General features: G+C 55.9%; 12 protein-coding genes. 7 read left to right on the top strand and 5 right to left on the bottom strand.

Translation table 11 applies throughout. From position 1 onward, the window contains the following. The first annotated feature begins 55 nt into the window (after nt 1-55). Entirely contained in the window at nt 56-2,350 is a 2,295-nt protein-coding gene (locus tag ACYVGU_RS02870; protein ID WP_460620830.1) for a GH92 family glycosyl hydrolase, read from the top strand. Between the two features lie 26 nt (nt 2,351-2,376). Then, a complete protein-coding gene (locus ACYVGU_RS02875; protein WP_460620831.1) occupies nt 2,377-2,889 on the top strand; it encodes a hypothetical protein in 513 nt (170 codons plus the stop codon). 135 nt (nt 2,890-3,024) lie between these two features. Here ACYVGU_RS02875 and ACYVGU_RS02880 read toward each other — a convergent pair whose 3' ends face one another. After that, nucleotides 3,025-3,261: a hypothetical protein gene (locus ACYVGU_RS02880; RefSeq protein WP_460612562.1), complete on the bottom strand. Its 237-nt coding sequence runs from the start codon at nt 3,259-3,261 to the stop codon at nt 3,025-3,027. A gap of 144 nt (nt 3,262-3,405) precedes the next feature. On the opposite strand from ACYVGU_RS02880, the gene ACYVGU_RS02885 reads away from it, so the two are divergent. The 4 genes from ACYVGU_RS02885 to ACYVGU_RS02900 all read left to right on the top strand — a co-directional run bounded on the left by ACYVGU_RS02885 (nt 3,406) and on the right by ACYVGU_RS02900 (nt 6,321). Next, on the top strand, nt 3,406-3,690 hold the full coding sequence (locus tag ACYVGU_RS02885; RefSeq protein WP_460620832.1) for a hypothetical protein: 285 nt from the start codon (nt 3,406-3,408) through the stop codon (nt 3,688-3,690). Nucleotides 3,691-3,809: 119 nt separating this feature from the next. Then, complete coding sequence (locus tag ACYVGU_RS02890; RefSeq protein ID WP_460620833.1) at nt 3,810-5,084, top strand: glycoside hydrolase 5 family protein; 1,275 nt, start codon at nt 3,810-3,812, stop codon at nt 5,082-5,084. Between the two features lie 225 nt (nt 5,085-5,309). Continuing rightward, complete coding sequence (locus tag ACYVGU_RS02895; RefSeq protein WP_460620834.1) at nt 5,310-5,813, top strand: GNAT family N-acetyltransferase; 504 nt, start codon at nt 5,310-5,312, stop codon at nt 5,811-5,813. Further along, the gene (locus ACYVGU_RS02900; protein ID WP_460620835.1) at nt 5,806-6,321 is read left to right on the top strand and encodes a GNAT family N-acetyltransferase; all 516 of its coding nucleotides are present in this window, start codon (nt 5,806-5,808) and stop codon (nt 6,319-6,321) included. Before ACYVGU_RS02895 ends, ACYVGU_RS02900 begins: the two co-directional genes overlap by 8 nt. 59 nt (nt 6,322-6,380) lie before the next feature. On the opposite strand, the gene sbcD is transcribed toward ACYVGU_RS02900, so the two are convergent. From sbcD to ACYVGU_RS02915, 3 genes are all read right to left on the bottom strand, one after another. Continuing rightward, a complete protein-coding gene (gene sbcD, locus ACYVGU_RS02905; RefSeq protein WP_460620836.1) occupies nt 6,381-7,613 on the bottom strand; it encodes an exonuclease subunit SbcD in 1,233 nt (410 codons plus the stop codon). Between the two features lie 95 nt (nt 7,614-7,708). After that, nucleotides 7,709-8,050, bottom strand: coding sequence for a DUF6970 domain-containing protein (locus ACYVGU_RS02910; protein WP_460612556.1), 342 nt, complete (start codon nt 8,048-8,050; stop codon nt 7,709-7,711). Between the two features lie 116 nt (nt 8,051-8,166). Next, on the bottom strand, nt 8,167-9,546 hold the full coding sequence (locus ACYVGU_RS02915) for an MBL fold metallo-hydrolase (RefSeq protein ID WP_460620837.1): 1,380 nt from the start codon (nt 9,544-9,546) through the stop codon (nt 8,167-8,169). A gap of 807 nt (nt 9,547-10,353) precedes the next feature. On the opposite strand from ACYVGU_RS02915, the gene ACYVGU_RS02920 reads away from it, so the two are divergent. Further along, nucleotides 10,354-11,940, top strand: a complete 1,587-nt coding sequence (locus ACYVGU_RS02920) for an amino acid permease (protein ID WP_460620838.1) — start codon at nt 10,354-10,356, stop codon at nt 11,938-11,940. A 107-nt stretch (nt 11,941-12,047) separates the two neighbouring features. On the opposite strand, the gene ACYVGU_RS02925 is transcribed toward ACYVGU_RS02920, so the two are convergent. Then, nucleotides 12,048-12,257 (bottom strand): hypervirulence associated TUDOR domain-containing protein, encoded by a 210-nt coding sequence (locus ACYVGU_RS02925; protein ID WP_460612554.1) that lies wholly within the window; start codon nt 12,255-12,257, stop codon nt 12,048-12,050. Nucleotides 12,258-12,373 lie beyond the last annotated feature (116 nt).

A 12,373-nucleotide genomic window follows, 5' to 3' on the forward strand; every position in this document is an offset into this window, starting at 1 on the left:
CCAGGACTTCCTTATAGGCGAGGGAGGGTGGGGTGAGGTTCACTATCTTGGCGGAATGAACCGTCTTCCCCTCGCCGCGCTCCTTCTTACATCGTTTACTAGCTTCGCTCAGAAGCCAATGCCTGCCGAAAACCTCGTCCAATACGCGCACCCCATTGTGGGCACGCAGCGCATGGGGCACACGTTTCCGGGGGCCACGGTGCCGTTTGGCATGGTGCAGCTCTCGCCCGATACCGATACCATTAGCTACGAGCTGAACGGCAAGTATAACCCCAAGGTGTACGAGTACTGCGCCGGCTACCAGTATGAGGACAAAACCATCGTCGGGTTTTCGCACACGCACTTCAGCGGCACCGGCCACTCCGACCTCGGCGACTTCCTCATCATGCCCACCACCGGGCCATTGCAGCTGAACCCCGGCACCGCCGATAAGCCCGAGAGTGGTTTCCGCTCGCGGTTTGTGCACCAGAACGAGGTAGCAGAACCGGCCTACTACAAGGTGAAGCTCGACGACCACAACATCTTGGCCGAGCTGACGGCTACCAACCGTGTGGGTTTTCACCAGTACACTTTTCCGAAGGCCGACGAGGCACACATCATCCTCGACCTCACAGCCGGCATCTACAACTATCCCGATAAAAACGTCTGGACGTTTGTGCGGGTGGAGAACGACTCGCTGGTGACCGGATACCGCCAGACCAACGGCTGGGCCCGCACCCGAGTTGAGTATTTCGCGCTGCAGTTCTCCAAACCATTTCGGCAGTACGGCGCCCGCAATTATGCCAAAAAGCAGGCCTACCGTGGCTTCTGGGGTCGATTCGATCAGGCCCACAACTTCCCGGAGCAGGCCGGCGAGCAACTGCGCATGTACTTCGATTTTCAGACCCAGACGGGGGAGAAGATCAAGCTGAAAATGGCCTTGTCGTCGGTAAGCACGGAAGGTGCGCTGCGCAACCTGCGGGCCGAATTGCCGGGCTGGGACTTCGAGCAGACGAAGCGCCTAGGGCAGGAGCAGTGGCAGCAGGAGCTAAGCAAAGTGACCATTGAGTCGTCGAAGAAGGTAGATAAGGACAATTTCTATACGGCCCTGTACCATGCTTTCCTGAGCCCCACTACCTACCAAGACGTAGATGGCCAGTACCGCGGCCTCGACCAGAATATTCATAAGGCCGAGGGCTTCACCAACTATACTACCTTCTCGCTCTGGGATACTTACCGCGCTTTGCACCCGCTGTTCAACGTGCTGCAGCCCAAGCGCAACGCCGACATGATTCAATCCATGCTGGCGCACTTTGGGCAGAGCGCCGAGCACATGCTGCCCGTATGGAGCCACCACGCCAACGAAAACTGGTGCATGATTGGCTACCACTCCGTGCCCGTTATTGCCGATGCCATTGTGAAAGGCAACGCGCCCTTCGATGCCAACAAGGCCCTGGATGCCTGCGTGACCACCGCCCGCCAGCAGTGGTACGATGGCATCGGGGACTACCTGCGCCTAGGCTACGTTCCTGAGGACAAGAGCGGCTCGTCCGTTTCGAAAACCCTGGAATACGCCTACGACGACTGGTGCATTGCCCAGGCCGCCAAAAAACTGGGCCGCCAGGATATTGAGCAGGAGTTCAGCAAGCGTGCCCTCAACTGGCAAAACGTGTATGATCAGCGCATCGGGTTTATGCGCCCGCGCCTCTCCGATGGCTCTTTCCGCAAGGAGTTTGATGTGCTGAGCACCCATAACCAGGGCTTTATTGAGGGCAACGCCTGGAACTACAGCCTTTACGTGCCCCAAGACCCTAGTGCACTCATCGCCAAAATGGGGGGCAATGCCCGCTTCGTGTCGCATCTGGACTCGCTGTTCACCATGCACCTGCCTGATAAGTTTTTTGCCGAAACCGAGGACATCACCCGCGACGGTATCATTGGGAACTACGTGCACGGCAACGAGCCCGCCCACCACGCCGCCTACCTCTACAACTGGACCAACCAGCCCTGGAAAACCCAGGCTCGCGTGCGCATGATTCTGCCCAAGATGTACCGCCCCACGCCTGATGGCCTCGGCGGCAACGACGACTGCGGACAGATGTCGGCGTGGTACGTTTTCTCGGCCCTGGGCTTTTACCCCGTAGCGCCCGGCTCCCCGGAGTACGCCCTCGGCAGCCCTGCCATTCACGGCGCCACGCTCCGCTTCGAAAACGGCAAAACCTTCCGCATCACCGTCAAAAACCAGAGCGACAAGAATGTGTACGTGAAAGAAGCCCACTTAAACGGCCAGAAACTGACGCGTCCGTTCCTAAATCATCAGGATATTATGAGCGGTGGGGAGTTGGTGTTTTTGATGGCTGGGAAGCCGTGAGGTAAGTTAATATTTTAGTATATAGAATGAAAATATTCTTTTTAGGTATTTTGTTGCTTATAGCGACTAGTGGGTTTGCCCAAATTGATATACCAGAGGCCGGTATTACATTCATATTGCCAAATAAAAATTGGAAACTAATCAATAAAGAAATAGTCAATGATCGGGTCGTTTATCATTATAAACGATTGCCAATCAAAAATGCTGATGGTATTGATGTAATACCCAATATTGCTGTTATCGTAGAAAGTGTTGGTTTCGATATTCCTATTGGTCAGTTTTCTAATGTGTTGCTGGAAGATAATATGTTCAATATTGACAGTGTATATGCCAGAGAAAATAAGCTAATCAGTTTTAAGAATGCTGTTGCTTATAAAGGTAGTTATGAAGATAGGCAGGGACTACATACTGTTTATGTCGTTCATGCAATGAACGGAGGTAACGGAATACAAATATTGTTTGATGTAACAGCTGACTTATTTAAAATTATTGGACCAGAATTCAGAAAAACATTAAAATCCATCATGTTAACCAAGTAATAATGTCTAAAAACTATTCAGTGGTTGGGCCATATACCTCTGTGTTTGTAAACGTGTAAACTTCTGAATAGCCAAAAGCCCCACCGCTAACCAAAACTGGCTAACGGTGGGCTTTCGATTGTTCGGGCACCTAGTCTATAGATTCGGGTTGAAGCTGGGGACGGAGGCGTTCTTCTTTTTGTTGCGGTTGTAGAGATACGCAGCACCGGCTGCTAGCAACGCGCCACCTAGCAGCTTGCTGTTTCCGCCGGAGCGAGTGGGCGTATTATATGTTCCGGTGGTTGGATTAACGGCAGTACGGCCACCAAACAAGCCTGAGAGCAGGCCGCCTAAAGTACCGCTGGGACGGTTGTTAGAACCAAATATGCTCATGATTGACAAGGGAAATGGTGAATGAAGCCATAACGCAGATTGTGTCAGCAGGGTTGAGATGATCAGCTGTTCAGCTTCAACGTACAAGTGGCTTGCAGATACTGCTTCATACGCAGTGCTCATCATTTCCTAGGTCTAATTCTCATGCAAACCTCCCCTGACCCCAAACAGCCCAAGCCAGCCGATAACTCGCTGGCCTCCAAGGGTACTACCGATACCCAAAGCGCCGACTCGGACGCAGGCACCAACCTGCCGCGCCCTGAAAGTGCGCTGGCAGCTGCCCCCAATTCCGAAGAGAATATGCCTGCTTCGGAAACCGAAGCGGCCAGCGAAACGCCTACTGATGCTACCGCTTCGGATACTGACCTAGACACGGGTGGCGACTCGGACCCCAGCGCCAGCAACACCGGCCACGACGAACCACTTTAAGCAAAAGACGGGGGTAGAGCAGGTTTAGCGCCACAGAAGGGCTAGCGAAAGGATAGAAAATACCAGTTACTTTGAGTAATTCATTGCTCTCCTGAATTTGCCGCTAGCCCTTTCTGCGTATGAAACCCCACCTTGTCCTTTCCCTGCTTGCCCTTACTACTGCCGCCTGCGCACAGTCAGTGCCGGTAAAAGTAGAAGTTAAACAGGCCAACGGCCGCTACGAGCTGCTGCGCGCAGGTAAGCCCTACTTCATTAATGGTGCTGGTGGCGGGCAGTTTCCGGAGCGCATCAAAGCCTACGGCGGCAACTCCATCCGGACCTGGAGCACGGACGGCGCAAGCAAGGTGCTGGCCGATGCCAACAAAAACGGCCTTACCGTGATGATGGGCCTTGACGTAGCCCGGGAGCGGCACGGCTTCGACTATAACAATCCGCAAGCCGTGGCCGAACAGTTGCAACGGCTGCGCGCCGACGTGCTCAAATACAAAGACGATCCCGCTTTGCTGTTTTGGGGCATCGGCAACGAGCTGAACCTGGAGTATACCAACCCCAAGGTGTGGGACGCCGTGCAGCAGATTGCCCAAATGATTCATGAGGTAGACCCCAACCACCCCACCAGCACCGTACTGGCCGGCCTCAACCAAAAGGAAGTCGATTACATTAAGGCGAAATGCCCGGCCGTGGATATTCTTAGCATTAACACCTACGCCGGGCTGGCAGCTATTCCGGAGCAGGTGCGCACGATGGGCTGGACGGGCCCGTACGTGGTGGCCGAGTGGGGCCCCACCGGCCACTGGGAAAGTCCCGTTACACCCTGGAAAGCTTCCGTAGAAGAAACCAGCAGCCAGAAAGCGGCCGTGTACCAAAGCCGCTACGAGGCCTCCGTAGCCAAAGACAAAACCCAGTGCCTGGGCACCTACGTGTTTCTGTGGGGCCAGAAGCAGGAGCGCACGCCCACCTGGTACGGCATTTTCACCGAGGATGGCAAGGAGTCAGAGGTGGTAGATGTGATGCAGTACCTCTGGAGCGGCAAGTGGCCCCAGAACCGTGCCCCGCACCTCGCGTCGTTTCTGCTCGATGGAAAAAAGGCCACCGACAACGTGTTCCTGCAACCCGGCCAGAGCTACCCTGTCGTCGTTAGCGTATCGGACCCCGACAAAGATGCCCTGACGTATCGGTGGGAATTGCTACCCGAAAGCACCGATCTGAAATCAGGCGGCGACCGGGAAAGCCGCCCCGTGGCCATTAAAGGGTTAATTCCGGCCGGCGCTACCGCTCAAACCAAACTAAAAGCACCTACTAAAGAAGGTGCCTACCGCCTCTTCGTGTACGCCTATGATGGCAAGGATAACGTGGCAACCGCCAATATTCCGTTTTATGTGAAGGGGAAATAGCCAACCGCGCTAGGCGCACTACTGAGGATTTGTCTGAAGGCTCAAGCACGTCATGCTGAGCGGAGTCTAAGTATCTCTATCTCGGGCTAATCAAAAGGCCTAGCAGCCAGCGGAGGAAATGCGTTGTCTCCGCTCAACATGACGCTCGAGAAGCGTAAAACGGCTTTTCAAACGCTGCCTAGCCTATCTGTTCAGTGAAACCTGATTGTATTACCGCCGCGCCCTATGGAGTTCACTCTTCGTCCCTGGACTGAAGCCGACCTGCCCAACCTAGTTCGTTATGCCGATAACCCAGCTATAGCAGGCTTCATGAACGACCAGTTTCCGCACCCTTACACCGAGGAAACCGGCCGCAACTTCATTGCCATGGCCAGCCAGCCCAGTCCGCTGCATATTTTCGCCATTGACGTTGACGGTCAGGCCGTAGGCGGCAGCGGAATTCACCCGAGTAGTGACATTGAGCGCAAAAATGCCGAGCTAGGCTATTGGCTGGCTGAGCCATTCTGGGGGCGCGGCATCATCACGGAAGCTGTAAAGCAGATGATAGAGTATGGCTTCCGCACTTTCGATATCACACGCATCTTCGCGCGGCCCTTCGGTACTAACCTCGCCTCGCAACGCGTGCTGGAAAAGGCTGGTTTTATGTTGGAAGCGCGTTTTGAGAAGACGTTTTTCAAGAACGGCCAGTACCTGGACGAGCTAGTATACGCCGTGCGCCGCCATGAATAACCTAGAAACGCCGCGGCTGCTTTTGCGCGAAATGCAACTGTCGGATGCCCCGGGCGTCCTAGCCCTCGACTCTGACCCAACTGTACTGCGCTATGTTCCCAATAAAGCTATCAGTGCACTAGCTGAAGCCGAGGCTATCATTCGTTACATCCGGCAGCAATACGAGCGCAACGGCATTGGGCGCTGGGCTGTGGTGCGCCTTGATACGCAGGAGTTTATCGGCTGGTGCGGCATCAAGCTCGTTAACGATAGTGAAGTGAACGGCCGCTCGAATTACTATGATATTGGCTACCGCTTGCTACCCCGGCACTGGGGGCAAGGCTATGCATCGGAAGCCGCGGCCGCCAGCATGCGCTACGCCCAAAGCGTACTGAAGCTGCCAGAGATAAACGCCACCGTGATGCAGGACAACCTAGCGTCTCGCCGGATTCTGGAGAAGTTAGGTATGCACTTGCAACAGAACTTTACCGAGCCCGATGGAAGCTTGTGGTGCTGGTATGGAATATGAGTTTCTCATGCTAAGCGCAGGCGAGGCATAACAAATACTTTAGCACCAGCGGCTACTTTCTACATCCGTTCCAGCAGCTCATCGAAGGTGCGGAGCAGCTCGGCGCGGCTGGTTTCGGGCTCGGCTTCCAGGCGCTGCTCAAACACCTCGCGCTCCGTAAAGTCATGGAGGCTGCGGGTGAGTGGGGTATCGTCGGCTTCTTCTTGTTCGCCGAGGGCGCGGAGCTTTACTAGCCGGAAGTGGCGGCGGGCCAGCACTTCGAGCTGTTGGCGGTCGAGGGCCTGAATGACGTTGAGCAGCGCATCGGCTACTTCCAGTTGGGTAAGCTCAGAATGAATCTGCACATCGGCCCAAGCAGGAAGCAAGTAGCCCGCGTTATCATAGCTCGTGAGGCCTAGCGTCACTTCATCGAGGGTGCCGTGGAACCGCACCAAGCGGCGGGCACCCGGAACCGGCAGGCTTTGCAGCTCGGCAAGTTTGCCGCCCTGGAAATCCAGCAACAGTACTTCCTTGGGGTGGTCGATTTCAGAAAACGACAGCGGGATGGGAGAGCCGGAGTAGCGGATATGCTCGCGGCCGCCTACCCGCTGGGGGCGGTGCAAGTGCCCCAGGGCCACATAATCGAAGACAGTAGGGAAGTGGTCGGCAGTAATCTGACCCAGGTTGCCCACATGAATTGTGCGTTCCGAATCGGAGGGGGCGGCACCGGCGGCGTAGAGGTGGCCGGTTGCGAGTACGGGTAGACCTAGGTCTTTGAGCTGCCATACCTGCTCAATGTCGGCGCACCGGGCGTAGTGGTCGGCAATGCCTTGCTTGATGCGGGCTTCGCGTTCTTCGGCCGTTTCGCCGGGCACGGATAGGCGTACGTCCCGGTCGCGCAGGAAAGGCACGGCGCATACCACCAAGCCAGGTTGGCCGTGGGCGTCATCCAGCACCAGCACTTGGTCCTCGAAGCAGTCGGGCACGCAGCCTACTACGTGCACGCGCAAGTGGCGCAGCAGCCGGGCCGGCGCATTAAGCGTAGCAGGCGAGTCGTGGTTGCCGCCTACCACCACAATATCGCGGCAGCAGGTGCCGCGCATGTTCAGCAGAAAGGAGTAATACAGCTCCAAGGCTTGGTTTGAAGGCGAGCCGGTATCGAAAATGTCGCCGGCCACTACCAGCACTTCTACCTGCTGCTCGCGCACAACCTGAACCAGCCACTCCAGAAAGTGGCGGTGCTCCTCGGTTCGTTCGTGGCCTTGTATGAACCGCTGGCCCAGGTGCCAGTCGGCGGTGTGTAGTACGCGCATGACTACGAAGATACTTCATCTGGCGGGCAGAAGAAAGCCCCGGCGGTTTGGGCCAGGGCAGGGGGTAGTAAAACGGTAGGCCAGCAGTACCGCCGCTATTGCTCCCAGATGGTGCGCTTAAACTCGGCTTTCGAGAAAGGCTCGCCATTGATAGTGCTTCCGCCGCTAAAACCGCCTAGGTACCCTAGGGTGTTGCACTGCTCATCGGCTACCTCAAAGCTGGCATCAGCAATGCAGCTGCCCGGGTTGAAAACATACACCGACTTACCCTGAAAGATGTATTCCTTCACGCTCGCGCCTTCTTCACAAGGCGTATCCCGCTCCAGATTGATAGTCTTCTGGCGAATACAGCTCGGGGTATTTTTAGAAATATCGGTTTCATCGCATGCCGTGAGCAGGAGGGCGGCGGCCAGAAAGGAGTAGAACGAGGTTTTCATGGAAAAGCAAGGAGTACAAGAGCAAGCGTGAAAAGCAAAAATGACCAAGACTGGGTAGCCTTGGTCATTTGAAGAGTCAGAACACGTACGGAAGGTTGCACCCCTAGCAGCACTGGCTACGCGTGTGCCGACTGAGGCTGGAAGGTGGAAATAGCTTCGCCTAAGTCATAAACGGTGGTGCCCGGAAGGGCGGCTTCCAGAATGCTGGCGCCGGCGGCGGAGCGGTACCCACCGGCACAATGCACTAGCACGGGCTTATCAGCGGGTACCTCGTGGGCCCGTTCGCGCAACTCGGGCAGCGGAATCAGCAGGGCATTGTCGAAGATAGGCTGCTGGGCCTCGGTACGATTGCGAATATCCACGATGGTGAAGTCGTGGGGCTGGTGACGCACCCGGTCTACATCCGTAGCAGGGCTAGTAGCAGGTAGCTCGCGGGGCGTGAGTAAGGCACCTTTGATGCCGCCTTCGTAGCCGATTTTGGCCGTTTTCCGGATGATGCTATCCAGCGCGAGCTGCGAATCGGCAATTAGGTAAAACGGCTCCTGTGGGCCTACAATAGAGCCCAGCCACGTCTCAAACTTGCCGCCATCCATCAGGTTGATAGCGCCCGGCAGGTGGCCCGCCCGAAACTCGTTGGCGGGGCGGGTATCTATTATCACTACGCCGGGCTCCAGCCCAGTATCGGAGGCCAGGCGTGGCACGGCCCGTACGCTATCCTCAAAGGGCAAGGCGCCCTGCTTGTTCAGCACCACATCGTGCCCGAAGTACTTGGGCATGAACGGCTGATCTTCTAAGAGTACTTTTATAAACTCCTCCTCCGACATGGGCTGCAGAGCATAGTTCGTACGGACTTCCTTGCCGATGGAGCTATCCAGGTCGGTGCTGGTGGTTTTGCCGCAGAGCGAGCCGGGGCCGTGGGCCGGATATACGCGGGTGGCGGCGGGCAGGGTCATCAGCTTTTGGCGGGTGCTGCGGTAGAGTTGCGCTGCCAGCTCCTCGCGGCTGTGGCCACCTACAATATCCGCTTCGCGCAGGTCGGGGCGGCCCACGTCGCCCACAAATAAGGTGTCGCCCGTGAATACAGCGCGGGTTTGGCCTAGCTCATCTATAAGCAGAATACTGATGGAATCAGGAGAGTGGCCGGGGGTGTTAAGGGCGTGCAGCTCCACAACACCCAGGGCGATGCGCTGACCATCGTCAAAAGGCTGGTGCGGATAGCTGGCCTTCACCAGCTTGCTGACATAAATAGTAGCGCCGGTTTCCTGGGCAATTTCCAGGTGGCTGCTCACGAAGTCGGCGTGGGGGTGGGTTTCAATTACGGCGATAACCCGGGCTTCGTGCTCGTCGGCGAAGTCGTAGTAGGGTTGCGGGTCGCGAGCCGGGTCGATGATGGCTACTTGCCGGCCGCTGCGGATGGCGTAGCTCGCGTGGGCCAGGCCTTTGTCGTAGAACTGCTGAATTTGTACCGAACTGGTACTACTGGGCAGAGGACTCATGGGGTGTTGGATGTGGTGGATGCTCCTCAGTAGGCTGAGCTGTTGCCGAGGCGCATATTTTCAAATATAAGCAAGTGTAGTTCCTTTTGTATGGTATCGGGCCTATCTGTGGCAAATTGGCAGTCCGCAGCCGTAGGAAGGTAGCTGCAGCATGTCCCACATACTACACTGTTTCAGTATGGCACCGCCTGAGCTGTGAGGTTGCTGCCACAACGGGAGCTAGCAAACTACCGCATCATCAGAGGAAAGAGCTTCAGCGCTAATACAGTAAATGGGTACCTCACTAGCCCCACGTATGCACAAAAGCCCTAGAGATGCTGGGTTTCAGCTTACAGGGGACCTAGTACTTGCAACCAATGAGTTTTTTGCCTTGAACTAGCAAGCCTTGCACCGCAGGTGGGGCCGGTAGTGCTTGCAATCATGCTCGGGAGCAGTGCCTTTTTAACAGGGTACGCTGAGTTTTAAGCCTAGTAATGTACTAGGTAGTACGCGTACAGTAAGTTATGTGGGTTGGGGGAGTGGCTATGCGTTGGGCAGTGGTTGCAGCGGCTACTAAAATAAAAGGGGCTAGCCGAGCAAGCATCTTTTTCCCGTGGCAAGAGTCTTTGGGCGAAGTTACCGTAGCAGGTAGGGGAGGAAGGCAGCGGAGAGTTTACTCCGACGCCGAAAATCATCCACTCAGGATTCGTTTCAAGTTCAGCTGTCCGGAGAAAGGGCTATATTCGGCCCACGTAGCTGCTTGCAGGCGGCTTTTTTTGCAAATTTCATAATCCCCATCTCACCTTTTCTCTTCTCTCATTAACCTGTATGGCAAATATTTTCGCCAAAAAACCGCTGGCCCAGCTGCTGGGTGAAGCCAACTCCACCGGAGAGGGCTCGCTGAAGCGTACCTTGGGTGCAGGCAACTTAGTGGCGCTGGGCGTCGGGGCCATTATTGGTGCCGGCTTGTTCGTGCGGACGGCTGCGGCGGCAGCTCAGGCCTCGGGCCCGGGCGTAACGCTGGCCTTCATTGTGGCCGCCATTGGCTGTGCTTTCGCGGGCCTGTGCTACGCCGAATTCGCCGCCATGATTCCGATTGCCGGCTCGGCGTACACCTATGCCTACACCACCATGGGTGAGTTTGTAGCCTGGGTAATTGGATGGGCTTTGATTATGGAATATGCCCTAGGGGCCGCTACGGTAAGTATTGCCTGGAGCGAATACCTGAACAAGCTCTTAGAGGCGTTTCATATATCGCCGATATCCTACGAGCTCAGCCACTCACCCTTCGAAAGTGCGGCCGTTGATGGCGTTATGCACAGCGGCATCATCAACCTGCCTGCGCTGCTCATCATCATTGCCCTGTCGTTGCTGCTGATCAAAGGCACGCAGGAGTCGGCCATGTTCAACGCTGTGGTTGTGTTTCTGAAAGTGGCTATCGTGCTGGTGTTCATCGCGGTAGGCTGGCAGTTTATCAACCCCGCCAACCACGAGCCGTATCTGATTCCTGAAAACGCCGAGCCGGTTAAAAACGCGGCGGGCGCAGTAGTACGCGAGTACACGGGCTGGAACAAGCACGGCTGGGGTGGTATTCTGGGTGGCGCGGCCATTGTGTTCTTTGCCTTCATCGGCTTTGATGCAGTAAGCACCGCGGCACAGGAAGCCAAGAACCCGAAGCGCGACATGCCCATCGGTATCCTAGGCTCGCTGGCCGTGTGTACCGTTCTGTATATCCTGTTCGGGCACGTGCTGACGGGCGTTGCCAACTGGCGCGAATTCGCTGACCCTGCGAAGGGCGGCGAGGCTTCGGTAACCTACGCTATTAAGGCGCACATGCCCGGCTATGAGTGGTTGGGTACGGCCGTAACCATGGCTATTCTGCTGGGCTTCTCCTCGGTAATTCTGGTAATGCTGATGGGCCAGAGCCGCGTGTTCTTCTCGATGGCGAAGGACGGCCTGATGCCGAAAGCGTTTTCTGAGCTGCACCCCAAGTTCCGCACTCCCTATAAGTCGAACTTGGCGCTGCTGGTATTTGTAGGTGCTTTTGCCGCCTTCGTACCCGGTTCATTGGCCGGCGACCTGACCTCGTTTGGTACGCTGCTGGCCTTCGTGTTGGTATCGGCCGGTGTTTGGATCATGCGCAAGTCTGACCCCGCACAGCCTCGTCCGTTCCGCGCGCCGCTATCTAATCCTTCGTTCCCCTTCGTACCGATTATGGGTATGGTGGTGTGCCTGGGCATGATTGCTGCCCTCGACGAATTCACGCTGAAGGTAGCTATGGGCTGGATGGTGCTCGGCTTTATTGTGTACTTCATCTATGGCAAGCGCAACTCCAAGTTGCAGCAAGGCATTGTGGTAGTGCCCACCGAAATGGAAGAGCAGGCCTTCATTGAGCCCGACCCCAAAAATGCATAATGTAGCCTCAGGCTACTAGGTCAAAGCCCCACTGAAACCTCGGTGGGGCTTTTTCTTTGCCTGTACAGGGAAGCGGTTGCTGGGATAAAACACCCTAGTACATAGTCCTATTTAGCGGCCTTCACCTCGCTCTGCAGCTTCAGAACTTTGTCTCCATTTTCCTGCACAATCAGGTACGCGGGGTTGTCGGCGGTGCCATGCCTAGTGATTTCGGCGCCCTGCAGCTTGCGCGTTACGGACTCCTTGTGCGTTTCTTCAATTTTGCCGGTAGCCGTGCCGGTACCATACTTCCAGGTTACTTGAGTGCCTTTGCGCATAATAAGGTGGGAGTTATCGGTTTTGGTGATAAGTTGAGTTTTCTTTTTAGCATACTGAGCTCGTGCAACTCCGGTTGCCAAAGTGCTTCTTTCCCCGCAGCAGCTTCATCTGCTGG

Source organism: Hymenobacter tenuis, assembly GCF_054780495.1.